A 25143-nucleotide genomic window follows, 5' to 3' on the forward strand; every position below is an offset into this window, starting at 1 on the left:
CGGGTCCCTTCGGCCGGCGTCATTATCTGAGCTGGGGCCGACAGTCCGGGTGCCCGACCGTCTCGGCTGAGCGAACTCGCCCCGTCCGGGGCAGCGGACGGGGCGAATTCGGGTGCGTACACCGATCGGTGCTTGCCCACGACGATCCCGATGCCGTTGGTGACCAGACGCTCCGTACCGTCGGACCGGCTGTTGCGGGCGGTGGCCGCGGTCTGGCCCGGCTCGCGGACGGCGACAGTGCTCGATCCGCCGCCGCTTCGGGGTGCAGCAGGTCGAGGGAGACCTTGTCCTTCTTCAGGTCGCCGGTGAGCGGGTGACCGAGGGTGACGTCCCGGGGCGTGGCCACCTCGAACGAGCCGTACGTGACGCCAGGGGCGAGCCGCGCGGTCGCGGTGATGGTGATCGGGGCACCCGTCGCGGGTACCGTGGCCCTCGCCGCGTGGGCGACGCCGGCCGGCGTGACGAGCGTGGTGAGTCCCGCCGCGAGCAGCAGCGCCAGACGTGGGCGTACGAGGTGCGGTGACCTCCTTGCCGCTCCTTCCCTGGTGCGTTCCTGACCTGGTCCGGGATGGTCGAGCCGGGCCAGCGTTGACCGGACCGGCGATGATCTTCCTGGTCAGCCGATCACCCGGGGATCAACTCGGGAGGCTGCGGACGTGAACCGCCCGCACCGCCTTGATCAACTGTCGGAGTGCCAGATCGGGTCGGTACGTCTTCCGGTGTGCCAAAAAGTTTTGTGCATTTCCTACAACTGAGGGACGGTGGGTTCGGTGGTTGCGCCATAGCGCTGGCCGCCGCCACGCGGAAAGGTGATCACTGCTGGGAGCCGTCGTCTCCCGGCGCGCAGGTCGAGGTCTAGCTAAGGGGTTTTTCGGGTGTTCAACCGTGTCGCCATCGTCAACCGTGGTGAAGCCGCCATGCGGCTCATCCACGCGGTCCGCGAGCTGGCCGCGGAGACCGGCATCCAGCTCGAAACCGTGGCCCTCTACACCGATGTCGACCGAAGCGCCACATTCGTTCGCGAAGCGGACATCGCCTACGATCTCGGCCCGGCGTCCGCACGCCCGTACCTCAACCTGGCGGTGCTGGAGCGCGCCCTGACCGAGACCGGTGCCGACGCCGCGTGGGTCGGCTGGGGCTTCGTCGCCGAGGATCCGGCGTTCGCCGAGCTGTGCGAGAAGATCGGCGTCACCTTCGTCGGGCCGAGCGCGGACGCCATGCGCCAACTCGGCGACAAGATCGGCTCGAAGCTGATCGCCGAGGAGGTCGGCGTGCCGGTCGCGCCGTGGAGCCGCGGCGCCGTCGAGACCCTCGCCGCCGCCAAGGCCTCGGCAGCCGAGGTCGGCTACCCGCTGATGCTGAAGGCGACCGCCGGCGGCGGCGGGCGCGGCATCCGCGTGATCAGGAACGAGGCCGAGCTGGTCGACGCGTACGACCGCACCAGCCAGGAGGCGGCACGGGCGTTCGGCAGCGGCATCGTGTTCCTGGAGCGCCTCGTCACCGGGGCCCGGCACGTCGAGGTCCAGGTGATCGCCGACGGACAGGGCACCGCGTGGGCGCTCGGCGTCCGCGACTGCTCCGTGCAACGACGCAACCAGAAGGTCATCGAGGAGTCGGCGTCGCCGGTGCTCGACCCGGCGCAGGCCGCCGAGCTGAAGACGTCGGCGGAGCGGCTGGCCGTGGCTGTCGGTTACCGAGGCGCGGCGACCGTCGAGTTCCTCTACCACCCCGGGGACCGGTTGTTCGCGTTCCTCGAGGTCAACACCCGCCTCCAGGTCGAGCACCCGATCACCGAGCTGACCACCGGGTTCGACCTGGTCAAGGCGCAGCTGCACGTCGCCGCCGGCGGGCGACTCGAAGGTGCGCCGCCGGCCGAGCGCGGGCACGCCATCGAGGCGCGGCTCAACGCCGAGGACCCCGACCGCGACTTCGCCCCGTCCCCCGGCCGCATCGCCCGGCTGGACCTGCCCAGCGGCCCCGGCATCCGGGTGGACACCGGCGTCAGCGAGGGTGACACCATCCCCGCCGACTTCGACTCGATGATCGCGAAGATCATCGCGTACGGCCGTGACCGCGACGAGGCGCTCGGCAGGCTGCGCCGGGCGATGGCGAACACCACGGTGATCATCGAAGGTGGGGCGACGAACAAGAGCTTCGTGCTCGACCTGCTCGACCAGCCCGAGGTGATCGACGCCAGCGCGGACACCGGCTGGATCGACCGCGTCCGCGGCGAGGGCCGCCTCGTCACCCACCGCCACTCCGCTGTCGCCCTGGCCGCCGCCGCCATCGAGGCGTACGAGGAGGAGGAGCGCGTCGAACGGCAGCGGCTGCTGTCGACGGCGGCCGGCGGGCGCCCACAGGTGCAGCACGCCAGCGGCCGACCGTTGGACCTCAAGCTGCGCGGCGTCGGCTACCGCACCCGGGTGGCGCGGGTCGGCGCGCACCGGTTCCGGGTCGGCATCGAGACCGGCCCCGTCGTGCGCACCGCCGACGTCGAGCTCGACCGCTTCGACCGGCACACCGGTCAGATCGTCGTCAACGGCATCCGCTACCGCCTGCTCACCGGCACGTACGGGCCGACCCACCTGGTCGAGGTCGATGGAGTGACGCACCGGGTCAGCCGGGACGAGGGTGGCGTCCTGCGCTCCCCGATGCCCGCGCTGGTCGTCGCCACGCCGCTGGAGGTCGGCGCGGAGGTCGAGGCGGGCGCGCCGGTGCTGGTGCTCGAAGCGATGAAGATGGAGACGGTGTTGCGGGCGCCGTTCAAGGCGCGGCTCAAGGAGTGCGCCGTGTCGGTGGGCAGCCAGGTGGAGGCCGGTTCGCCGCTGCTGCGCCTGGAGCCGCTCGCCGACGACGCCGAGGAGACCCCTGACGACCCGAGCACCGAGACCGTCGAACTGGACCTGCCCACCGCCGCCGCGGACATCCCGGCGTACGAGCGCAGCCGGCGCGGTCAGGAGGACCTGCGGGGTCTGCTGCTCGGCTTCGACGTCGACCCGCACGACGACCGCCGGGTGCTCGACGACTACCTCACCGCGCGACGGACGGCCACCGAAGCCGGCCAGCGGCCCCTGGCCGCCGAACTCGACCTCATCGAGGTGTTCGCCGATCTCGCCGAACTGAGCCGCAACCGGCCGACGGGCGAGGACGGCGGCGCCGCGCACGTGCACAGCGCCCGGGAGTACTTCCACACCTACCTGCAGAGCCTCGACGTCGAGCGGGCCGGGCTGCCGGACGCCTTCCAGACGAGGCTCGGCAAGGCCCTCGGCCGGTACGGCGTCACCGACCTGGACCGCACCCCCGCCCTCGAAGCCGCCGTCTTCCGGATCTTCCTCGCCCAGCAGCGCGCCTCCGCTGACGCGCAGGTCATCGCGGCGCTGCTGCGCGCGTGGCTGCGCGAGACCCCGCCGGACGAGACGCTGCGCGAGCCGGCCGGCCTCGCGCTGGAGCGGCTGATCGCCGCGACGCAGGTCCGCTTCCCAGCGGTCGCGGACCTCGCCCGCGGCGTGGTGTTCGCCTGGTTCGCCCAGCCGCTGCTGCGCCGCAACCGCGCCCGCGTCTACGCCGAGGTCCGTGGGCACCTGCGGCACCTCGACGCGCACCCGGACGCGCCGGACCGCGCCGAGCGCATCGCCGAGATGGTGCGCAGCACCGAGCCGCTGGTCCGGCTGCTCGGTCAGCGGCTCGTCCGCGACCACCTCGACAACGCGGTCATGTTGGAGGTGCTGACCCGGCGCTACTACGGCAACCGGTCGCTCACCAGCGTGCGCACCCGCGAGGTCGCGGGCTGCACGTTCGTGGTCGCCGAGCGCGCCGACTCCAGCGTGGTCTCCGCCGCGGTCAGCTTCGACGCGCTGGGCAGCGCCCTGCGCGGGCTGGCCGAGCTGGCCACCGGCGAGGAGGCCGTGGACGCCGACATCTACCTCGGCTGGGAGAACCAGCCGGAGGACTTCGACGCGATGGCTGCCGCGCTGGCCGAGGTCATCGCCGCGCACCCGCTGCCGCCCCAGGTCCGAAGGGTCACCACCACCGTCGCGGGTCGCGGCGGGGCGGTCATGCACCACCACTTCACCTTCCGCCCGTCGGGCGCCCAGTTGACCGAGGACCGTCTGATCCGTGGGCTGCACCCGTACATCGCGCAGCGGATGCAGCTGGAGCGGCTGCACAAGTTCGACCTGACCCGGCTGCCATCGTCGGACGAGGAGGTCTACCTCTTCCAGTGCGTGGCGCGGGAGAACCGGGCCGACGAGCGCCTCGTCGCGTTCGCGCAGGTGCGTGACCTGACCGAGCTTCGCGAGCAGGACGGCCGCCTGGTCGCGCTGCCGACGGCCGAGGACGCCATCGCCACCTGCCTCGACTCGATCCGCCGCGCCCAGTCGCGGCGGCCGTCGAAGACGCGCTTCAACACCAACCGCATCGTGGTCTACGTGTGGCCGCCGAGCGAGCTGACCCGCGAGGAGATGGAGATGATCGCCGGGCGGGTCCGCCCGACGACCGCGGGCGCCGGCCTGGAGGAGATCCTGTTCATCGCGCGCCAGCGCGACCGCCGGACCGGCGAGCTGACCAAGATCGCCGTACGGATCTCGTTCGACGCCGCGGGCGGCGCCGAACTGGCCGTCGGGGAGCCGCCGGTCGAGCCGATCGAGCCGCTCGACGAGTACCGGCTCAAGGTGCTGCGGGCCAGCAGCCGCAACACCGTGTATCCGTACGAGCTGACCGGCCGCCTCGGTGACTTCGTCGAGCACGACCTCGACGACGACCACGTGTTGGTGCCGGTGGACCGGCCGAAGGGGCGCAACAGCGCCGCCATCGTCGCCGGGGTCGTGACGACGCCGACCGAGCGCTACCCGCAGGGTGTCACCCGGGTGGTGTTGCTCGGCGACCCGACGAAGTCGCTGGGCGCCCTGTCGGAGCCGGAGTGCCGGCGCGTGATCGCCGCACTGGACCTGGCCGAGCGGATGCAGGTGCCGCTGGAGTGGTGGGCGTTGTCCGCCGGGGCCCGGATCTCGATGACCTCCGGCACGGAGAACATGGACTGGGTGGCCGCCGCACTCAAGCGGATCGTCGAGTTCACCCAGGCCGGCGGTGAGATCAACATCGTGGTCGCGGGCATCAACGTCGGCGCGCAGCCGTACTGGAACGCCGAGGCGACGATGCTCATGCACACCAAGGGCATCCTGGTGATGACGCCCGACTCGGCGATGGTGCTCACCGGCAAGCAGTCGCTCGACTTCTCCGGTGGCGTGTCGGCTGAGGACAACTTCGGCATCGGCGGCTACGACCGGGTGATGGGGCCGAACGGGCAGGCGCAGTACTGGGCGCCGAACCTGACGGCCGCACGGGACGTGGTGATGGCGCACTACGACCACACGTACGTCGCGCCCGGCGAGGACGCGCCCCGGCGGGCGGTCACCACCGACCCGGCCGACCGCGACATCTCCGGCTTCCCGCACGACGTCGCGGGCAGCTCCTTCGCCACCGTCGGGGAGATCTTCTCCGTCGAGTCCAACCCGGACCGCAAGAAGCCGTTCGACATCCGAACGGTGATGCGGGCCCTCTCCGACCAGGACCACCCGGTGCTGGAGCGCTGGGCCGGCATGGCGGACGCTGACACCGCTGTCGTGCAGGACGTCCACCTCGGTGGCATTCCGGTCTGCCTGCTCGGCATCGAGTCCCGGTCGGTGCCCCGGCACGGCTTCCCGCCCACCGACGGTCCGGACACCTACACGGCGGGCACGCTGTTCCCCCGCTCGTCGAAGAAGGCCGCGCGGGCGATCAACGCGGCCAGCGGCAACCGGCCGCTCGTCGTGCTGGCGAACCTGTCCGGCTTCGACGGCTCACCGGAGTCGATGCGCAAGCTGCAACTCGAGTACGGTGCCGAGATCGGCCGGGCGATCGTGAACTTCCGGGGGCCCATCGTCTTCTGCGTGATCTCGCGCTACCACGGTGGTGCGTTCGTGGTGTTCTCGAAGGCGCTGAACCCGAACATGACGGTGCTGGCGTTGGAGGGCTCGTTCGCCTCGGTGCTCGGTGGCGCACCCGCCGCCGCTGTGGTGTTCTCCGCCGACGTCAACGCTCGTACTGCTGCCGACCCGCGGGTGCGGGACCTGGAGGCCCGCACCGCCGCCTCGGCCGGCACCGAACGCGCCGCGCTGACAGCGGAACTCGACGAGCTGCGCTCGTCGGTGCGCGCGGAGAAACTCAGCGAGGTGGCCGCGGAGTTCGACCGGGTGCACAACATCCACCGCGCCGTCGAGGTCGGCTCGGTGGACGCCGTCATCCGCGCCGCCGAGCTGCGTCCGCGCATCATCGAGACCATCGAGGCCCGCCTGGGGTAGAGCGGCCGGAACGCCAGCACCACGTCAGCGCCACCGGTCGACGACCGGTGGTGCTGACCGTTGTGGGGGGTGAGGTGCTTGGCGGTCTAGCTGAGCGCCACGTTCAGCGCGACGGCGACGGCGAGCCAGACGATGACAGTGCCGATACCGATACCGACCATGGCGAGCGCCTTGACGGCGGTTGTCATCCGGGTGTGGGCAACCGTCAGGTTCGCCCAGACGCCCAACGCCCCTACCAGCGCGCCCAGGATGCCGCCGACGGTGAACAGCAGGATCGGCAGCATAACCAGGATGCGCAGGAAGATCGGCATGGAGGGCCCGGTCCGGTGCTTGACACCGTTGACCTCAACGGTCGGGTACGGGTCGGCGAGAACGTTGCGGACCGTGGCCTGGACGAGACCACCGTCCACCGCGGGCAACGAGTACCGTCTGCCCGTCCTGGGGGCCGGCACTCCGCCGACGGTGACGGCAGGGTGGCCAAAGAATGCCTTGGTGGCGATGACTATCGGGCCAGCTACGCCGGCGACGTTGAGGGGTTCGGTGTTCACCGGCGTGATCTTAGGAAGCCCGGTACGCCCCGTCCATTCCGCTGACCGAACGGGGAGGGCCGCCCGCAGACGAGCACCGGTCCGGAGCCGGCGCGGAGCGTACGCGGCCGAACAGCTTCACCCCGTTGGCGGCGAGCAGGGCGTCGGCGGCCCGCATCGCGGCGTCCGGGCCGATGGGGAGGTGGACGTGGAACAGGGGCGTCTGTGGTGGGTCAGGGAGGGCGCGGGCCACCCCACCGACGCCCTGAAGTCCCCTGTAGAACGAGGCGTACCCGCTGTCGAACAGCGCGGCGATCCACCCTCAGCCGGTTCGTCGCCCGTGGCCCGGGTCGCTGTCGGCCTGCCAGGCGCCGACGAGATCCTCGCGCGCTCGGGCGACCCGGGAACGGATCGTGCCGACGGGGCACTGGCAGACGTCCGCCGCCTCGGCGTAGGACAGGCCGAGCACCTGGGTGGCGACGAACGCCTCACGGCGCTCCGGGGTCAGTCCGGCGATCAACTGGTGCAGGGTCACGCCCTCGTCGGCACCGGCGGTGATCGCGCCGGCGGCCTCGGCCGCCGCCTGCCAGTCCGGAACCGACGCCAGCCTCGGCCGGGCCACCGCCGTCCGGACATGGTCCACGGCAACACGCCGGGCGATGGTGAAGACCCAGGTACGGGCCGACGAGCGGCCGGCGAAGCCGGGCAGGTTGCGAATTGCCCGCAGGAACGTCTCCTGGGTCAGGTCGTCGGCCTCGCCCGGCCCGGCCAGGTGCGACAGGAACCGCCAGACCTGGTCCTGCAGTGCCCTGACGAACGCCGTGGCGGCCTGCCGGTCACCCCGGCCCGCCTCCCGCGCCCACCGGGTCACCTGGTCGTCGTCAGCGACGCCGTTCCGCACAGACCACCGTCCTGTGTGCCACGGGCGCTCCTTCATGCCGAGATGCCGTCGTCGGAACGCCGCCGGTCGGCCGCGCACTCTGGTGGTCGCCGGCCGGTCCGGAAAAGTTCCCGAGGTTCCCCCGTTCGACTGATCTCGCGCATGTTCGAGGTGACGGGAACCGGTGCCGCTCAGCTCGGTACGGGCTGGTCCGCGCTCTCGCGTTCTCGCGGGACCACGGGGTCGGGCATGCTCCACGAGCGCCACAGCTGGCTGTACCCGCCCCCGGCACCGAGCAGTTCGGCGTGCGTGCCGTGTTCGGCGACGCGCCCCTGGTCGAGGACGACGATGCGGTCCGCGGTGGCCGCCTGGCTGAGTCGGTGGGCGACGATCAGCGTGGTACGACCCTCGGTGGCCGCCACGGCGGCGCGGTCGAGGTCGCGTGCGCCGGCGCTGCCCGCCTCGGCGGTGGCCTCGTCGAGGACCGCGACGGCCGGATCGGCGAGGATGAGGCGGGCCAGTGCGAGCTGCTGGGCCTGGGCCGAGGTGAGTTGTCGCCCACCCTCCCCCACCGCCGTGGCGAGGCCGTCCGGCAGGGTCCGCACCCACTCGGTGGCGCCGACGAGGTCGAGGGCGGTGGCGATCTCGGCGTCGGTGGCGTCCGGGTCGGCGAGGCGCAGGTCGTCGGCGAGCGGGCCGGCGAAGACGTGCACCTCCTGACTGATCAGGGCGATCTCCCGACGGAGGCGGTGCTCGCCGAGTTGGGTCAGCGGCACGCCGCGCAGGGTGACCGCACCGTCGGTGGGCGCGATGATGCCGGCGATGATGCCGGCGAGGGTGCTCTTGCCCGCACCGCTCGCGCCGACCAGGGCGACGCGCTCCCCGGGGGCGAGACGCAGGCTGATGTTCCGCAGCACCACCGGCCCGTCGTCGTAGCGGTGCTGCCCGACGGTCACCTCCAGTGCCGCCGGTACGCCCCGATCGTGGCGGGTGGGCTCGGTGCCGGAGGGGGCCGCGGTGTCCGGCAGGGTGGTGACCCCGACGAGTCGAGCCAGACTTGCCCCGGCCTGCAACACCGAGTCCGACTCGAACAGCAGCAGGCCGATGGGGTTGAAGAGGCGGTGGAAGTAGAGGGCGGCAGTGGTGGCGGCGCCGACGGTGGCCAGGTCACCGCGTACCAGCAGGAAGCCGGCGAGCAGCACGGCGGCGAGCCCCACGAACTCGGAGCGGTTGATGCGCAGCCCGAAGCGGGTGTAGAGACCGAAGATCTCCAGCGACAGGTCGCGGGCGACGCCGGAGCACTCCGCGATCCGTGCGACGTGGGCGTCCTCCATCCGGTAGGCGCGCACTGTCGCCGCGCCCCGCAGCGCCTCGGCCGTCGCCTGCGCGCGCTCGCCCGTCGCCACCCGCTCGCGGGCGTAGTACGGCACCGACCGCTTCAGGTACCAGCGCAGCGCCACCGCGTACGCCGGGGCGGCGACCAACCCGGCGATGCCGAGCCGCCAGTCGAGCGCGAAGAGCCCCGCCGCGGTCAGCACGACGGACAGCAGCGCGCCGAGGAAGGCGGGGCCGCTGGTGGCGATCACATTCGTCACCACCGCCACGTCGTCGCCGGCACGGGCCACCAGGTCCCCGGTTCCGGCCCGCTCCAGGGTGGCCGAGGGCAGGTGCAGGGCCCGGTCGAGGACCCGCTCCCGGAGTCGGGCCAGCACCGTCTCGCCGAGACGTGCGGCGACCGCCGCTCCGACCGCGGTGAGGAGCCCCGCGAGCACGGCGGCGCCCGCGATCACGGCGGCCCAGGCGATCACCCGAGGTGTGTCGGTCCCGGCGATGACGTCGTCGACGAGGCGCCCGAGGACCCAGGGGGCGACCAGCCCGGTCGCGGCGGCGGCGATCAGCAGCGTGCCGGCGACGGCGCTGAGCCCTGGCAGGAGGGCCAGCTCGGTACGGAGGGCGGCCCAGGTCTGCCGGCCGGTGGCCGTCGGCAGCAGGTGCCGGGTGATCGGCTCGGACGTCATCGCAGGGTTTCCTCCCGGTAGCGGGCATCGCTGGCGAGCAACCGCACGTGCGGACCCTCGGCGACGACCCGTCCCCGGTCGATCACCGCGACCCTGTCGGTGACCCGCAGCAGCGCCGGGCTGGTGGTGATCAGCACCGTGCCGCGAGAGCCCGTCCCGCGAGCCTCGGCCAGCCTGGTCGCGAGCAACCCCTCGGTCACCGCGTCGACAGCCGTGGTGGGGTTGTGCAGCACCAGCACCGGCGGGTCGGCGACCAGCGCCCTCGCCAGCCCGATCCGCTGCCGCTGGCCACCGGAGAGGTTCGCGCCGCGTTCGGTGAGCAGACGGTCGAACCCGTGCGGGTGCGCGGCGAGCACGTCCTCGGCCGCGGCAGCCCGTACGGCGGCGCGCAGCACCTCGTCGTCGACGGAGGCGCCGGCGCTGAGGTTGGCGCGCAGCGTCCCCTCGAACAGCGCCACGTCGTGCTGTTCGACCAGGACCACGGCACGCGCGGCGTCGATGTGCAGCTCGTCGGCGGGTACGCCGTCGACACGGACCGTGCCCCGATGGTCCGCGCGCGGCACGCGGCCGGCCAGCAGAGCGACCAGCGCCTCGCCCTCGCTCGGGTCGTAGGCGAGCACGCCCAGGATCTCACCGGCGCGAACGCGCAGGCTGACGTCGTCGAGGCCCGCGTACGAGACGCCGTCGAGGGCGAGCCGGGACGGGCTCGGTGCGGGCGGCCCGGCGTCGCCCGGCTGGACGATCGGCGCGGCGCCGAGGACCCGGGCGACCCGCCCGGCGGAGGCTCGGGCCATGGCGAACAACTGGACGCAGTACCCGAGCGTCTGCACCGGCTCGGCGATGAACTGGGCCAGCCCGACCACTGCGACGAGCTCGCCGATGGTGAGCCGGCCCTGAAGCGCGAGCCACCCGGCGACTCCGGCGACCGTCGCGAGGAAGAGGCCGTTGACAGTGGTGGTGAGTCCGAGGTGCAGACCCTTTGTGGTGGCGGCGCGCAGGGTGACGTCGAGCGCGTGGCGGCTGGCTCTCGCGTACCGGCGGGCGGCGTGGTCCTGCGCGCCGATGCCGCGCAGCACGCGCAGGCCGCTGACGAGGTCGACGGCGAGGGCGGTCGTGGCGGCGAGCGCCTCCTGCTGCGACGTGCTGCGCCGGGTGAGCAGCGGCGCCATCCGTTGGAGGGCGACGACCAGCAGGGGTACGCCGATGAGCACCCCGAGGCCGAGAGGGACGTCGACGACGAGCAGCGCGACGGCCGCGACCACGATGGCGGTGAGTGCCGCGGCGGTGAGTCCCGCGACCCGCACGACGAGCGCGGACAGCTCGGCGTCGGAGGCCGTCACCGACAGCAGTTCGCCGTCGCGCATGCCCGACCGGCGTCCGCGCGGGTCGAGGGCGCTGCGGACGATCTCGACCCGGGTGGCGTGCGCCTCGTGTTCGACGGCGGCGAACGCCAGTCGTGCGCCGGCCCGGTAGGCGAAGGCGAGCACTGTGAACAGGGCGGCCAGGCCGGCCAGCGAGAGCAGCAGGGCGCTGACGTCCCCGGTGGCCACCGCACGGTCGATGACCACGCCGATGGCCACCGGGACGAGGGCTTCGGTGGCCTGGTGGGTGCAGAGCAGCGCGATGCCGGCGGCCACCCGGGCGCGCTGTCGACGCAGCGCGCGACGGAGCACCACACCACCGGTGGTCTCGGCGACTGTCATGCTCGGATCGGTGAGGGCACGGCGACGGACTCCACTACGATTAGGGCAGGCTAACCTAACATGCCCCCGAAGTGGGATTGGACGCGCGGTCCCGGTGCTCCCCGACCGGCACCGAGGCGGGCAGACCGAGACCCTTCATGGCCGCCGCGACCAGGGCCTCCGGGGGCAGTGAGACATCGAGTACGAGCACCGCCTCGTCCGGCTCGGCCGGTTCCAGCGTGGCGAGCTGCGACTCCAGCAGGCTGGCCGGCATGTAGTGGCCTTCGCGCCGGGCCAATCGGGCTCGGATGACCTCCGTCGGCCCGTCCAGGTGCACGAAGTCCACCCGGAATGGACCCTGGCGGAGCACGTCCCGGTACGACCGCTTCAACGCCGAGCAGGCCAGCACCGTCGAGCGGCCCTCCGCGCCGCGATCGGCGATCCACCCGGCGATGTCCCGCAGCCAGGGCCACCGGGTGGTGTCGTCCAGCGGTACGCCGGAGCGCATCCGCGCCACGTTCTGCGGGGAGTGGAACTCGTCCGCCTCGGCGAACGTCAGCCCCGCCGCCACGGCGATCCCGCGCGCCACTGTGGTCTTGCCCGCCCCGGAGACGCCCATCACCACTACGTGCCGGGTGGGCCGGGCGCCACGCCGCTCACCAGTCATGAACCGTGCCGTCCTTGAGCCGGTTGAACGGCAGGTACGCCGGCTCGTACGGGAACCGGGCCGCCGCCTCCTCGTCGAGCTCCACCCCGAGCCCCGGTTGGTCGCCCGGGTGCAGGTAGCCGTCGGTGAAGGTGAACGACTGCCGGAACACCTCGTTGGCCAGCGGGGTGTGCTTCATGTACTCCTGGATCCCGAAGTTGTGGATGGCGAGGTCCAGGTGCAGCGCCGCGGCCATGCCCACCGGGGAGATGTCGGTGGGGCCGTGGATGCCGGACTTGATCTGGTACTGGGCGGCGAAGTCGAGCAGCTTGCGCATCGCCGTGATGCCGCCGGTGTGGGTGACAGCGGAACGGACGTAGTCGATCAGCTGTTCGCGGATCAGGGTCTGGTAGTCCCAGACCGTGTTGAAGACCTCACCGATGGCCAGCGGGGTGGTGGTGTGTTGGCGGACCAGCCGCAGCGCCTCCTGGTTCTCGGCCGGGGTGCAGTCCTCCAGCCAGAACAGGTCGTACGGTTCGAGGGCCTTGCCGAGCTTGGCGGCCTGGATCGGGGTCATCCGGTGGTGACCGTCGTGCAGCAGCGGCAACTCCGGGCCGAACTCGCCGCGCACCGCCTCGAAGACCGACGGCAGGTGGCGCAGGTACGCGCGGGTGTCCCAGTCCTCCTCGGCGGGCAGCGGGGTGCGCTGCGCGGGCTCGTAGTCGTAGCGCTGGCCGGTGGCGCTGGGCTGCGCGGCCACGCCGTAGACCGCGTTGATCCCCGGCACCGCGGTCTGCACCCGGATCGACCGGAAGCCCTCGTCGAGGTGGCGACGGATCGAGTCGAACAGCTCGGGGATGTCCCGCCCCGACGCGTGCCCGTACGCCATGATGCCGGTGCGCGACGCGCCGCCCAGCAGTTGGTACAGCGGCATGCCGGCGGCCTTGGCCTTGATGTCCCACAGCGCGACGTCCACCGCGGCGATGGCCGCCATGGTGACCGGGCCGCGCCGCCAGTACGCCGAGCGGTACAGGAACTGCCAGGTGTCCTCGATCCGGTGCGGGTCCCGGCCCATCAGCAGCGGGGCGACGTGGTCACGCAGGTACGAGGCGACGGAGAGCTCGCGGCCGTTGAGCGTGGCGTCGCCCAGACCGGTGATGCCCTCATCAGTTGTGATCTTGAGGGTGACGAAGTTCCGGTCGGGGCTGGTCACGATGATGTCTGCTGCGACGATCTTCACGGGGTGCCTTTCGTTCTCGACGGTCGGGGTCTCACCACTCCGCGTAGGAGCCGTCGGGGTGCCGCCAGGTCGGGCTGCGCCAGGCGTGCCCGCGCTTGTCAGCGGTCCGCACGGCGTGTTCGTCGATCTCGATGCCGAGGCCGGGCGCCGTCAACCGCCGCACGTACCCGTCGACGAAGGTCAGCGGGGTCTGGTCGAGGCAGTAGTCGAGCACCTCGGCGCCCAGGTTGTAGTGGATGCCGATGCTCTGCTCCTGGATCAGGAAGTTGGGTGTGGCGAAGCCGACCTGGAGGCAGGCGGCGAGGGCGATCGGCCCGAGCGGGCAGTGCGGGGCGAGCTGCACGTCGTACACCTCGGCCAACGTGGCGATCTTGCGAACCTCGGTGATGCCGCCGGCGTGCGCGAGGTCCGGCTGCGCCACGGCGATGCCGGCCTGCAACACGGGCAGGAACTCCTGCCGGCTGTAGAGCCGCTCCCCCGTCGAGACGGGGGTGGTGGTGCAGCGGACGACCTCACCGATCAGGTGCGAGTTCTCCGGCACCACCGGCTCTTCCAGGAAGAACGGCCGGTACGGCTCCAGCAGCGGGGCGACCCGCCGGACGTTGGCGAGGGTGAACCGACCGTGGAAGTCGACAGCGACGTCGCGGTCGTCGCCGAGGACCTCGCGGGCGACGGCCACCCGCTGCACGACCGCGTCGAGTTCGGCGACCGAGGCGAGCGCGCCCATCCGCCCGGACGCGTTCATCTTCACGGCGGTCAGGCCCGCCTCGATCCGGGCGCTGATCTGGTCGCGGATCTCGGCGGGCTCGTCACCACCGATCCAGCCGTAGACCCGGATCCGGTCCCGGACCGGGCCACCGAGGAGCTGGTGCACGGGGGCGCCGTAGTGCTTGCCGGCGATGTCCCAGAGCGCCTGGTCCAGACCGGACACCGCGCTGGCCAGGATCGGGCCACCCCGGTAGAAGGAGCCCTTGGTCAGCACCTGCCAGTGGTCCTCGATGCGCAGCGCGTCCCGTCCGGTGAGCAGCTCGCTGAGTTGGTGGACGGCCGTGCGCACGGTCTCGGAGCGGCCCTCGCAGGTCGCCTCGCCCCAGCCGACGATGCCGGACTCCGTCTCGATCCGGACGAACAGCCAGCGGGGCGCGACAAGGAACGTCTCCACCTTCGCGATAGTCGTCATGTCCCGGTCAGCCCTTCGTGGCACCGGCGGTGAGGCCGGAGACGACGTACTTCTGCACGAACAGGGCGATCAGCATGATCGGCAGGGTGACCACTGTCGCGGCGGCCATCAGGCCACCCCAGTCGATGCTGGCGTAACCGACGAAGTCGAAGATCGCGACGGGGAGCGTCTTGGTGTCGGAGCCGGAGAGCACCAGGGCGAACATGAAGTTGTTCCAGGAGAAGATGAAGGAGAGGATGCCGGCGGTCGCGACGCCGGGCACCGACAGCGGGAGGGTGATCCGCCGGAACGCGCCGATGTGGGTCAGCCCGTCGACCAGCGCGGCCTCTTCCAACTCGGTCGGCAGGCCGTCGAAGTACCCCATCATGATGTAGACGATCAGCGGCAGCGACACGAACATGTGGCTCAGGATCAGCACCGTGAAGCCGCCGACCATCTTCAGGTTCGAGAAGACGTAGTACCAGGGCACCAGGAGCGAGACGCCGGGGATGACCCGGGCCATGAGCACGACGAGCGCGGACTTCTTCATGCTGAACCGGCTCATCGAGTACGCGGCGGGCACCCCGAGCAGGAGCGACAGCGTGGTGGCCGCGAACGCCACCCAGAGACTATTGCCGATGAACTCGAGGTAGTTCGCCTGCTGGAGGACGGTCTCGTAGTTCTTCAGGCTGGGCGAGAAGACGAACGCCTTGGCCGTGTCGTAGATGTCCACGTTGGTCTTGAAGGACGCGGCGATCATCCAGAGCAGGGGTGCCATCAGCGCGAACACCACGACGACGAGAGCCGAGTTGCGGAACACCCGGTACGGCTTGCTCGGCTTCATCGGCCCAGCCCCTTCTTGCGATAGGTGAGGGCCCACATCACCCCGATGATGATCAGGAAGAAGATGATGAGGACTGTGGACGAGACGCCGTAGTCGTTGTAGTCGAAGCTGAGCCCGTACGCGTACACGTTGAGGGTCTCGACCTCGTGGAAGGAACCGCCGCCGCGCCCCTTGGTGGCGTAGAGGATGTCGAACGTCTTCAGCGCGTCGATGCCGCGCAGCAGGATGGCGACGATCACCGTGGGCATCAGCAGCGGGAGGGTGACGTGCCGGAACCGCTGCCAGCTGCTGGCGCCGTCGATCCGGGCCGCCTCCTGGGGCTCGTCGGAGAGCGAGGTGAGCCCGGCGAGCAGGATCAGCACGACCATCGGCGTCCACTGCCAGATGTCGATGAACATCGTCGTCGGCAGGGCCGAGTGCTGCCCGGCCAGCCAGGGTTGGGGGCCGATCCCGATCCAGCCGAGCAGTTGGTTCGCCATCCCGATGTTGGGGTCGAAGATCAGGCGCCACATCATGCCGACGGCCACCGGAGTGGCCACCAGCGGCAGGAGGATCGCGACGCGGACCCACTTCTCACCGCGGAAGGGCCGCCACAGCAGCAGGGCGATCGCCATGCCGAGCATGACCTCGAAGAACAGCACGACGCCGGTGAAGAGGACAGTGCGCCAGACCGCCGGCCAGAACCGGTCGGTGTCGGTGAGCACGTCGAGGTAGTTCTGGAAGCCGATGAACTCGGACTCGGCGCGTACCGAACCCTCGGCGTCGGTCAGGCTCAGGTAACCGGTCCACGCCACCGGAAAGATGATCAGCACGGCGACGAACGCCATGGCGGGTGCCGCGAAGAGCCACTTGCGGTGTTCGTTGGCCCAACGCGACCAGGCCGACGTCGTGTCCGCTGACGCCGCGGGGGCCTCGGGCGAATCGGTACGGGGGGTGAGTACGGCTGACATTGAGATCTCCGGGTTGGAGGGGTCAGGTCCCGGCGAGGCGGCGGAGCCGGTCGGCCCCGCCGCCCTGCGCGTGGGTTACTTCGCCTCGTCGTCGAGGAACTTCTGGAACGCCGCGTTCGCCGCGTCCGCCGAACTGGCGGCGTCCTTGCCGGTGATCGCGTCGACGATCGGCTGGCCGACGATTTCCCGCGCCTGGGCCACCTTGACCACCAGCGGACGGTCGTGCCCGACCCCGTTGGCGGTGCTGACCGTGTTGGCCTCGGCGAGGTCCTTCGGGTAGGAGGCGGTACCCGCCGGGTTCGCCCAGACCGAGGCGCGCGCGCCGGGTACGCCGGCCGTCTGCTGCGCCAGCGCCTGCTCCTTGCCGGCGGCCCACTGGATGAACTTCCAGGCGTTGTCCTTGTTCTCCGAGCTGTCGTTCACGCCGAGGGCCCAGGACGGGATGTTGTACGGCTTCGATCCAGCCGGGCCGGCCGGGAAGGCGGCGAAGCCGACGGAGTCGACGACCTTGGACTTGGTCGGGTCGGTGGCGTTCTTGTAGAGCGAGTTGGCCTCGGTGTAGAAGGCGGCCTTGCCCTGCGTGAAGATCGCCATCGCCTCCGACCAGCTCATGTCGGTGCTGATGTTCTCCGGGCCGTGGTCCTTGAGCAGACCGCCGTAGTAGGCGTACGCCTGCTTGGCCTGCTCGGTGTTGACAGTGGCCTTCCCGCTGGCGTCCACGAAGTCGCCGCCGAAGCTGAAGAGGAAGCTGGAGAACTGCGTGACGGCGGCGGCCTTGCCGGTACGAGCGACGAAGCCGGCGACGCCCGGGTTGTCGGCCTCGATCTTCGCGGCCTGCGCCTTGAGTTCGTCGAGGGTCTTGGGCGGGGCGGTGAAGCCGGACTTCGTCAGCAGGTCCTTGCGGTAGTAGAGGACCTCCTGCTCGGTGATGATCGGCAGCCCGACGACCTTGTCCTCGTAGGTCGTCGCCTGCACCGGCCCGGCCTGGAAGTCACCGAACTCGAAGGCGCTGTCGGACTTGACCTTCTCGCTCAGGTCGGCGAGGTACTTGTTCTTGCCGAACAGCTTCCCCTCCTGAAGGGGCCGGTACATCATCACGTCGAGGTCGTCGGACCCGGCGTTCAGCTTGACGTTGTACTGGTCGGAGAGCTGGTCCTCACCGAGCTGGGTAACTTCGACAGTCAGGCCGGACTCCTTCTCGAACTCCGGCAGGACCTTCTTGATGTTCTCTGTCCACACGTGGTTGACCAGTGTCACGCGAACGGTCTTCGAGCCCTCGCCGCCGTCGTCGCCGCCGCAGGCGGTCAGGCCCATGGCGGCAACCACAGCCAGAGAAGTGCCGATTATCGATCGACGTCGCACGCTTGTCTCTCCTTCTGTCGTGGCCGCCGCCCCCGAGAGAGCCGCTACCTCGGCGTTACATCCGCTTAACATCCGGATGCTAGGCCGAAAAAGCTGATTATCTCAAGAGGTAGATGCAAATGATATGATCTTTGAGTGGAACCGTCCTCATCAGAGGTTGCAGCCGCTCCGGCCCGCCCCGCCGAGTCCGGGCTGCACGCGCGCGTCCTCGAACACCTCGGCACCGCCATCTGCGGCGGCGAGCTGGCACCCGGATCGGTCCTCAACATCGACGAGCTGGTCGACCGGTACGCCGTGTCCCGCTCGGTCGTCCGCGAGGTGCTACGGGTGCTGGCCTCGATCGGATTCATCGAGGCGCGCCGACGGGTAGGTGTGATGATCCGGCCGGCGAGCGCGTGGAACGTCTTCGATCCGCAGGTGATCCGTTGGCGTCTCGCCTCGGCCAGCCGGATGGCCCAGCTCCGCTCGATCACCGAGCTGCGCACCGCCGTCGAACCGCACGCCGCCTACCTGGCCGCCAGCCGGATCGGCCGTGACGAGGCGAGCGACCTCGTCGGGTTGGCGGCGAAGATGTGGGCCGCCGGCGAGGCCGGCGACGAGGAGCGCTTCCTGCACCTCGACATCGAGTTTCACCGGCGCGTCCTGCTCGCCTCCGGCAACGAGATGTTCGTCCGGCTGCAGGACCTGGTCGCGGAGGTGCTCACCGGCCGGCACAAGCACCACCTCATGCCGCACCACCCGCACGAGCAGGCTCTCCAGATGCACGCCGACGTCGCCCAGGCGATCCAGCGGCGCGACGGGGAGCGTGCCCGGCAGGCGATGGTGCAGCTGATGGAGCAGGCCTTCGACGAGATGAAGTCGCTGTGGGAGCAGACCGGCGAGCCCGAGCGCGGGGCGATCAGACGCTGACCGGGCCCCTCGATCGTCTCAGCGGACCACGCCGATACCCGTGAACGACCTGTCGTACTCGGTGAACGACCGGTTCGTGTACGGCGCGTAGATCCAGGTCCGCAGCGAGTTGGCGGCGGTGTCGACCTCGACCAGGCGTACCGGGTTGGTGCTGTTGGAGTGGAACGTCTGGAGGAACGAGTAGATCTTGTTTCCGTTGACCCCGGTGTCGACCCGGTTGGCGGCGATGCCCGTGTGACCGGAGAAGACGAACCGGATGTTGGCGTACTGCTTGACCAGGTTGTCGAAGAGGTACTGCGGGCTCGTCGCGCCGTACCCGGCACTCTGCTCGATGGCGCCGTTACCGTCGATGTAGTCGTGGGTGACCACTATGACGTTGTGCCGGGGGTTGGCGGCGACGACGCTCCTGGCCCAGTTCACGGCCGCGACCCGGGGCCAGAGTTCCAGGGTCAGCACCATCCAGTGCACGCCACCGGCCGTGAAGGTCGAGTACGAGTTGTCGACCTTGCCGGCCTCGAACTGCCCAGTGACCGCGCGGTACTGGCTGACTGTGAAGTACTGGTTGAACACGCTGGTGTCGCGGATGAGTTCACGGGTGCGGGCGGGGTCGCGGGCGGAGCCGCCGACGCCGGTGGCCTGGGTGTCATGGTTGCCGAGAGCCAGCGCGTACGGGATTGCGGCGTTCTCGATCGGCCGCATCGCGTTACGGGCGATGACGTACTGCGCGTGGTCCGGGGTGTCCCAGTTGACCACGTCTCCGGAGGAGGTCACGAAGCGCAGGTCCAGCGCGGACCGGTTCTGCACCAACCAGTTCGTGCGGTTGAGGAACCGGGGGTCCGAGCTGCCCAGCACCTCCTGCTGGGTGTCCGGCAGGACGGCGAAGCTGAACTTCGGGTCGGTGGTGCCCGCGGTCTCCATCCGCGCGGACGCGATGTGGACGTTGCGGTCGCAGGAGTCGGCCCGGAAGTCGTTGACGAGCTGGATCCGCACTGTGTGCTGGCCGGCGCCGACCGCCGCGCCGACCGGATAGGTGCCGTAACTGGTCGCGCTGACGATCGTGGTCTGGCCGACGTTGACGCCGTCGACCGTCACCCGGACGGTGGGCCAGCCCTGACAGTTGTCACCGATGGCCCCGATCACCACTCGCCCGGAGCCGCTGATGCTGGTGCTGGCGTAGCTGGAGTTACCCCAGAGCGAGGCGTGCGTGCCGGACGCCGGTACCGGGGTGCCGGTCGCCGTACGGATCGCACCGTCCACGACGGTGAACGGGGAAGCCTCGGCGGCGCTCGCCGTGCTGCCGACGAACGCTCCCCCCGCGATGACGACCACGGTCGCCACGGCCATCGCCACGATCGTGGACCCTGATCTCCTGATTCGCACCGCTGATCCTCCCTTGTCGACGTACGCCCAGAAGCTGGGCATTCGTAGCCTAGGACGAATCGGGACGACACATGTGAATACTTAACGGCCATCCTGCGTACCCGAGTTGTACTGCATCAGTCGGTCCGGGCACGGAGGCTCCGTGCCAGGACGGGGATCATCACCGCCGCGGCGACGAGGTGCAGCCCGAGGAGGGCGGTGATGGTGGCCGCGTTCGCCCCGGAGATGAGGGGCGGGACCAGCGAGAGCGCTGTCAGCGCCAGCGCCGTCCACCCGAACCGGTCGGCGGGCCGGGCACTCCACCGCAGCAGGGCCACGGCGATGACGACGCCCACGAACGAGAAGAAGCCGGTCACCACCGTGACACCGGACAGTGGAATCGTCTCGCCACCATCGGGGATCTCGAAGTCGACGCCAGCGGACCGGGCCAGCGCGGCGGCGAGGGTGGTGCTCGCCATCGCCGCGAGCATGGCAGTCACGCCGGTGCCGGCGAGCCCGCGGATTCGGTGGGCGTGACTGGGTCGGCCCGATGCCGGGCCGGCGACGAGCTCGGTGTCCTTCGTGCTGTTGATGTCGTCTCCCTCGTCTGGAGGCTGACGTACCGGATGTGTCGACTGGTGTGTGACACTCCGCCGTCACCACGGCGGCACGCGCGCCACGGCGCAGCGTGAGCGTCCACACCGGACTACTCCGTGCCGTCCGCCGGCAGGCGCTCCGGCAGCCCGAGCCGCGGGAACTGGTCGCCGTGGAAGGTGAATATCTCAGTGATTCTGCCGCCGGTGACGCGCAGGACGTCGATCGTCAGCGGCAGGTACGCGCCCTCCTGCTTGCGCCAGTGGTAGAAGGCGACGGCGGGCTGGCGGTTCACCGAGGTGGGGACCGCGCGCAGGCCCGTCATGCCATCGAAGCCGTCCTCGACCCAGCTGTCCACCACGGCGTCGCGGCCGACGTGGAGGCCCGGCGTGGGCGGCATCGAGCAGCGGACGTCGTCCCGCAGCAGGCCGGCGAGCACCTCGACGTTCGTGGCGACGCTGGCGTCGGTGAAGCGGCGCACCAGCTCGCGCGTGCCGGCGTCCTCCTCGCCGCCGGTCCAGTCCTGCCGCTCGGAGGGCAGGTGCTCCCGCATCCCGGCGCGCGCCCGCTGCAGGGCGCTGTTGACCGAGTTGACCGAGTCTCCGAGCAGCTCCGCGACGTCCTTCGCCGGCCAGCCGAGCACGTCCCGCAGGATCAGCACGGCCCGCGGACGCGGCGCGAGATGCTGGACCGCTACCAGGTACGCCAGCTCGATCGTCTCTCGCGCGACGGCGACGGTCTCCGGCTCGTCCGCGTCGCCCGCTGGCAGCTCGTCGAGCAGCCGGTCCGGGTAGGGCTGCAACCACAGCACCTCGCCGCCGGTCGCCGGCTCCGGGCGGCGCCTGGCGAGCAGATCGAGGCAGGCGTTGGTGGCGATCCGGTACAGCCAGGCCCGGAACGTCGACCGCCCCTCGAACGTCTCCCGCCGCCGCCAGGCACGCAGGAACGTCTCCTGCACGGTGTCCTCGGCGTCCTCGAACGACCCGAGCATCCGGTAGCAGTGCACGTGCAATTCCCGCCGATGCCGCTGCGCCAGCCCCGAGAACGCCGGCTCGTCGACCTCGCTCAGACCGCTCACGCCCAGCTCCTCCAGCCGCGTGTTCGCACTCATCGCGTCATCCTTCCGCCTCGTCATGTCCTGTCGTAGGTATGACGGGCGCGGCCGCGACAACTCATCACTCGGGCCTGAATCGAGATGGTGAGCGGTGCTGGAATCATGCTCGGCGGAGCGAGGGTCCTACTGGGCGGTGCCGCCACCCGATCGGCCCGCGCCGGCGGAGGGCCGGTGCGCGATGCGGGGCGCCCGCACGGCGGAGGCGTTGCCGGCGCCGGGGCGGTAGTCCCGTGCCGCGCTGGCCACCATCTCGTCGGCGTCGCGAGCGAGCGCCTGCCGGATGTGCGGCGGAACGAACTCGGACGTCGCCATCGCCAGTCGGACCTGCACCGAACGGTCGTCGACCAGGCGGGCCAGATCCTTCTCGCTCAGCTCGACGGCCCGCACCAGCGCGGCACGGACGTCGACCACGGGGTCCGCGGCGAGCGCGCTGCGTTGTTCGGCGGTGGTCCGCGGGTTGCGGGCAACCCCCTTGCGTACGCGTGCGGTGCGATCTGCCAGCAAAGCGGTGATCACGTCGGGGTCGTGGGTGTGCGTGGCGAGTCGTTCCCGTACCTCGGGTGACACGTCGTCGATCAGTCTGGCGGCCAGCTCCGGCTCCAGCTCACGGCTCTCCGCGAGGAGACCGCGAAGCTCCTTGTCCGAGGTCTGCGACATGACCTGGCGGATCGACTCGTCACAGGCCGGGTTGCCGGCGACCGCCCAGCGGACCCAGCGGTCGGCGTCCTTCACCAGGCGCATGAGGTTGGCGATCGAGGTGGAGGGGTTCCGCGCCACGGCCTCCCGGACCTGACGATCATGGTCGCGGGTGAGCGGCCGCAGGGCCTGCGCTGGTGCGTCGGCCCGGGAGGCGACCGCCTTGCGGACCAGCTCCGACGGGTCGGACGCCAGGTCGATGAGGGTCATTTGTGGCGTTGTGGGGTCCTGAGCGAGGGCGAGCCGAGCGTCAGCGCTGCCACCGATCGGACGGTGGGCGGTGGTGCCGGACCCGCTGTGACGGTCGGCCTCGCCGACGTCCTGCTGTTTCCCCATGGCGCAATCATGTCACGCGCCCGGTTCGGCAGTACCAGCCGCGGGCGGCACCGGGGCGGGCAGGCGCAGGCCGGACATGCCGCCGTCGACGGCCAGCGAGGTACCGGTCACCGACCTGGTCACGGGCGAGGCGAGGTAGACGACGGCGGCGGCCACCTCGTCGGCTGTCACCAGGCGGCCGGTCGGCTGGCGGGCGGCCAACTGCCGCTTCTCGGCCGTCGGGTCGGCCGCGCCGGCGAGCAGGCGGGCCACCCAGGGCGTGTCGACGGTGCCGGGGGCGACACAGTTGACCCGGACGCCCTCCGTCACCAGGTCGGCTGCCATGGCGAGGGTGAGGGCGTGCACGGCACCCTTCGACGCCGAGTACAGGGCGCGTCGGGGCAGGCCGACTGTCGCCGCGATCGAGGAGATGTTGACGATCGCCGCTGACGACGACCGGCGCAGGTACGGCAGGGCGACGGCGCTGGTTCGGGCCACGCCGGAGACGTTGACGTCGAGGACCCGGCTCCACTGCTCGTCGTCGTCCTCCTCCACAGTGCCCACGGCCGAGATGGCGGCGTTGTTCACCAGGATGTCGATGCCGCCGAACGCTGCCGCGACCGAGGCGACGGCCGCGCTGAGGGAGGACCGGTCGGCCACGTCCGCCCGAACGCCGAGTACGCCGGGATCCTCCGGCAGGCCGGACAGCTCCAGGTCCAGGACACCCACCCGGGCGCCGGCGGCGGCGAACGCCCGCACGCAGGCAAGACCGATCCCCGATCCGCCTCCGGTCACCACCGCCACGAGACCGTCACACCGCATCAGGCGTCCCGGAGCGTGTTGCGCTGCCGGCCGAGGCCGTCGATCTCGACCTCCATCACGTCGCCCGCGGCCAGGTACGGGAACCGGCCGGAGAGCGCCACTCCCTGCGGGGTGCCGGTGTTGATGACGTCGCCCGGGTCCAGGACGGTGAACTGGGACAGGTGCCAGACCAGGTACGCCACGTCGAAGATCATGTCTTTGGTGCTGGAGTCCTGGCGGGGCTCGCCGTTGACCCAGGAGCGCAGCCGCAGCGCCTGCGGGTCGCCGATCTCGTCGGCGGTGACCAGCCATGGGCCGAACGGTTGGAACGTCTCGCAGGACTTGCCCTTCGACCACTGGCCGCCGGAGACGGCGAGTTGGAAGTCCCGTTCGGAGACGTCGTTGGAGAGCACGTACCCGGCGATGTGCCCGAGGGCTTCGGCCGGTGAGGCGAGGTAGCGGGCCGGTCGGCCGATCACCACCGCCAGCTCCACCTCCCAGTCGGTCTTCGTCGATCCGCGCGGGATCAGGACCTCGTCGTACGGGCCGACGACGGTGTTGGGCGCCTTGTAGAAGATGATCGGGTCGGTCGGTGGCGCGGCGCCCGACTCGGCGGCGTGCGCGGCGTAGTTCTGCCCCACGCAGAGCACCACCCCGGGCCGGGCGATCGGTGCGCCGACCCGCTGTCCGGTGACGTCGATCTCGGGCAGGTCGGTGGCCTCGCGGACCCGCCGGACGCCGTCGCCGGCGAGGAACTCGCCGTCGATGTCGGCGGTGAGTGACGAGAGGTCGAGGTGCCGACCGTCGACGTACAGCACGGGGCGTTCCCGCCCCACCGGCCCGACGCGCATGAATCTCACGAACCCGACCTCCAGTGCATAGGACGCAAAGCCCCTATTTCCTATAGGATGTTGCCTTGCTAGTGTGTACTCGCTCACACCGGCACAGTCAAGGGGTGGCTGAGGAGACGAGATGGCCCAGCAGGAACCTCGCGAGGGTCGACTCCGTCCCGCCCGTCGACTCACCCTCACCGAGGACGTCTACGAGTCGATAAAGACGCTGGTGATGGACCACATCCTTCCCCCCGGCGAGCGGGTCAACATCGACGCGCTGGCCCGGGAGCTGGACGTCTCCCCCACCCCGGTCCGCGAGGCCCTCGCCCGGCTGGAGGCCGACGGCCTGGTCCGTAAACGCCCACTCTCCGGCTACACCACCACGCCGCTGCTCAGTCGCGCCGAGTTCGACGACCTGTTCGACGTCCGTCAACTGCTGGAGGGCGCCACCGCCGGACGCGCCGCCACGCACGCCTCCGCCGAAGCCCGCCAACGGATCAGCGTCGAGGCGGCGGCGAGCATCGACGTGGAGGCCGGCGACGGCTATCGCCGACACGCCGCCTTCACCGCGCTGGACGCGAAGTTCCACGACCTGATCGCCGAAGTCTCCGGCAGCCCGCTGCTGCGGGACACCATCACCCGGCTGCACTCACACCTGCACCTGCACCGCCTCTACTTCCCGGTCGCCGGCGCACCGGACACCAACACCGAGCACCAGCGCATCGCCGCCGCCATCGTCGCCGGCGACGCGGCAGCCGCCACCGAGGCGATGCGCGCCCACCTCAGCGCCGCCCGGGAGCGTCACCTGCCCGCCTTCGACCAGCTCGCCACCCCCGGAACACCGCGCGACTCGGCGTGACCCACCCCCACACCTCC

At 70.9% G+C, this 25143-nt stretch carries 20 protein-coding genes; 3 read left to right on the forward strand and 17 right to left on the reverse strand.

The features are described 5' to 3' along the window. The first annotated feature begins 875 nt into the window (after positions 1-875). Positions 876-6338 (forward strand): ATP-binding protein, encoded by a 5463-nt coding sequence (locus tag OHB44_RS20645; RefSeq protein WP_330437913.1) that lies wholly within the window; start codon positions 876-878, stop codon positions 6336-6338. Between the two features lie 86 nt (positions 6339-6424). On the opposite strand, the gene OHB44_RS20650 is transcribed toward OHB44_RS20645, so the two are convergent. The 11 genes from OHB44_RS20650 to OHB44_RS20700 all read right to left on the reverse strand — a co-directional run bounded on the left by OHB44_RS20650 (position 6425) and on the right by OHB44_RS20700 (position 17598). Then, positions 6425-6886 carry a hypothetical protein gene (locus OHB44_RS20650; RefSeq protein WP_330437914.1) on the reverse strand — a complete coding sequence of 154 codons (462 nt, stop codon included), beginning with the start codon at positions 6884-6886 and terminating at the stop codon, positions 6425-6427. Between the two features lie 10 nt (positions 6887-6896). Further along, entirely contained in the window at positions 6897-7118 is a 222-nt protein-coding gene (locus OHB44_RS20655; RefSeq protein WP_330437915.1) for a hypothetical protein, read from the reverse strand. A gap of 69 nt (positions 7119-7187) precedes the next feature. Next, entirely contained in the window at positions 7188-7766 is a 579-nt protein-coding gene (locus tag OHB44_RS20660) for a sigma-70 family RNA polymerase sigma factor (protein WP_238683950.1), read from the reverse strand. Positions 7767-7936: 170 nt separating this feature from the next. Next, complete coding sequence (locus OHB44_RS20665) at positions 7937-9763, reverse strand: ABC transporter ATP-binding protein (RefSeq protein ID WP_330437916.1); 1827 nt, start codon at positions 9761-9763, stop codon at positions 7937-7939. Next, positions 9760-11466, reverse strand: a complete 1707-nt coding sequence (locus OHB44_RS20670; protein ID WP_330437917.1) for an ABC transporter ATP-binding protein — start codon at positions 11464-11466, stop codon at positions 9760-9762. The genes OHB44_RS20665 and OHB44_RS20670 overlap by 4 nt, the downstream gene beginning before the upstream one ends. A gap of 55 nt (positions 11467-11521) precedes the next feature. Next, positions 11522-12112 (reverse strand): gluconokinase, encoded by a 591-nt coding sequence (locus OHB44_RS20675; protein ID WP_266302065.1) that lies wholly within the window; start codon positions 12110-12112, stop codon positions 11522-11524. Next, the gene (gene manD / locus OHB44_RS20680) at positions 12102-13331 is read right to left on the reverse strand and encodes a D-mannonate dehydratase ManD (protein ID WP_145795781.1); all 1230 of its coding nucleotides are present in this window, start codon (positions 13329-13331) and stop codon (positions 12102-12104) included. The genes OHB44_RS20675 and manD overlap by 11 nt, the downstream gene beginning before the upstream one ends. Positions 13332-13362: 31 nt before the next feature. Then, on the reverse strand, positions 13363-14511 hold the full coding sequence (gene dgoD / locus OHB44_RS20685; RefSeq protein ID WP_330437918.1) for a galactonate dehydratase: 1149 nt from the start codon (positions 14509-14511) through the stop codon (positions 13363-13365). Positions 14512-14518: 7 nt separating this feature from the next. Continuing rightward, positions 14519-15334, reverse strand: a complete 816-nt coding sequence (locus OHB44_RS20690; RefSeq protein ID WP_238683956.1) for a carbohydrate ABC transporter permease — start codon at positions 15332-15334, stop codon at positions 14519-14521. Continuing rightward, positions 15331-16284 carry a carbohydrate ABC transporter permease gene (locus OHB44_RS20695; RefSeq protein ID WP_266302063.1) on the reverse strand — a complete coding sequence of 318 codons (954 nt, stop codon included), beginning with the start codon at positions 16282-16284 and terminating at the stop codon, positions 15331-15333. Before OHB44_RS20695 ends, OHB44_RS20690 begins: the two co-directional genes overlap by 4 nt. 75 nt (positions 16285-16359) lie before the next feature. After that, the gene (locus OHB44_RS20700; RefSeq protein ID WP_266302062.1) at positions 16360-17598 is read right to left on the reverse strand and encodes an ABC transporter substrate-binding protein; all 1239 of its coding nucleotides are present in this window, start codon (positions 17596-17598) and stop codon (positions 16360-16362) included. A 183-nt stretch (positions 17599-17781) separates the two neighbouring features. On the opposite strand from OHB44_RS20700, the gene OHB44_RS20705 reads away from it, so the two are divergent. Next, positions 17782-18555, forward strand: coding sequence for a FadR/GntR family transcriptional regulator (locus OHB44_RS20705; RefSeq protein WP_330437923.1), 774 nt, complete (start codon positions 17782-17784; stop codon positions 18553-18555). 18 nt (positions 18556-18573) lie between these two features. Here the strand turns inward: OHB44_RS20705 and OHB44_RS20710 are convergent, their stop codons facing one another. From OHB44_RS20710 to OHB44_RS20735, 6 genes are all read right to left on the reverse strand, one after another. Beyond that, positions 18574-19899, reverse strand: coding sequence for a carbohydrate-binding domain-containing protein (locus OHB44_RS20710; protein WP_330437924.1), 1326 nt, complete (start codon positions 19897-19899; stop codon positions 18574-18576). 152 nt (positions 19900-20051) lie between these two features. Beyond that, entirely contained in the window at positions 20052-20438 is a 387-nt protein-coding gene (locus tag OHB44_RS20715; protein WP_330441261.1) for a DUF6069 family protein, read from the reverse strand. Between the two features lie 182 nt (positions 20439-20620). Further along, positions 20621-21619 carry an RNA polymerase subunit sigma-70 gene (locus tag OHB44_RS20720; RefSeq protein WP_330437925.1) on the reverse strand — a complete coding sequence of 333 codons (999 nt, stop codon included), beginning with the start codon at positions 21617-21619 and terminating at the stop codon, positions 20621-20623. A gap of 126 nt (positions 21620-21745) precedes the next feature. Further along, entirely contained in the window at positions 21746-22654 is a 909-nt protein-coding gene (locus OHB44_RS20725) for a hypothetical protein (protein ID WP_238683963.1), read from the reverse strand. 12 nt (positions 22655-22666) lie between these two features. After that, on the reverse strand, positions 22667-23428 hold the full coding sequence (locus tag OHB44_RS20730) for an SDR family NAD(P)-dependent oxidoreductase (RefSeq protein ID WP_308193648.1): 762 nt from the start codon (positions 23426-23428) through the stop codon (positions 22667-22669). Positions 23429-23454: 26 nt separating this feature from the next. Beyond that, entirely contained in the window at positions 23455-24294 is an 840-nt protein-coding gene (locus OHB44_RS20735) for a fumarylacetoacetate hydrolase family protein (RefSeq protein ID WP_330437927.1), read from the reverse strand. Positions 24295-24406: 112 nt separating this feature from the next. On the opposite strand from OHB44_RS20735, the gene OHB44_RS20740 reads away from it, so the two are divergent. Then, positions 24407-25126 (forward strand): GntR family transcriptional regulator, encoded by a 720-nt coding sequence (locus OHB44_RS20740; protein ID WP_238683966.1) that lies wholly within the window; start codon positions 24407-24409, stop codon positions 25124-25126. Positions 25127-25143: the final 17 nt, after the last annotated feature.

The organism is Micromonospora sp. NBC_00821, from assembly GCF_036347035.1.
In the GTDB taxonomy this organism is placed as follows: Bacteria; Actinomycetota; Actinomycetes; order Mycobacteriales; family Micromonosporaceae; genus Micromonospora; species Micromonospora hortensis.

Coding starts and splice junctions, on each gene's coding strand:
- OHB44_RS20670 (WP_330437917.1), bottom strand. CDS start 11,466: ATGACAGTCGCCGAGACCACCGGTGGTGTGGTGCTCCGTCGCGCGCTG.
- OHB44_RS20740 (WP_238683966.1), top strand. CDS start 24,407: ATGGCCCAGCAGGAACCTCGCGAGGGTCGACTCCGTCCCGCCCGTCGA.
- OHB44_RS20690 (WP_238683956.1), bottom strand. CDS start 15,334: ATGAAGCCGAGCAAGCCGTACCGGGTGTTCCGCAACTCGGCTCTCGTC.
- OHB44_RS20710 (WP_330437924.1), bottom strand. CDS start 19,899: ATGGCCGTGGCGACCGTGGTCGTCATCGCGGGGGGAGCGTTCGTCGGC.
- OHB44_RS20720 (WP_330437925.1), bottom strand. CDS start 21,619: ATGAGTGCGAACACGCGGCTGGAGGAGCTGGGCGTGAGCGGTCTGAGC.
- OHB44_RS20700 (WP_266302062.1), bottom strand. CDS start 17,598: ATGGGCCTGACCGCCTGCGGCGGCGACGACGGCGGCGAGGGCTCGAAG.
- OHB44_RS20675 (WP_266302065.1), bottom strand. CDS start 12,112: ATGACTGGTGAGCGGCGTGGCGCCCGGCCCACCCGGCACGTAGTGGTG.
- OHB44_RS20695 (WP_266302063.1), bottom strand. CDS start 16,284: ATGTCAGCCGTACTCACCCCCCGTACCGATTCGCCCGAGGCCCCCGCG.
- OHB44_RS20725 (WP_238683963.1), bottom strand. CDS start 22,654: ATGGGGAAACAGCAGGACGTCGGCGAGGCCGACCGTCACAGCGGGTCC.
- dgoD (WP_330437918.1), bottom strand. CDS start 14,511: ATGACGACTATCGCGAAGGTGGAGACGTTCCTTGTCGCGCCCCGCTGG.
- OHB44_RS20665 (WP_330437916.1), bottom strand. CDS start 9,763: ATGACGTCCGAGCCGATCACCCGGCACCTGCTGCCGACGGCCACCGGC.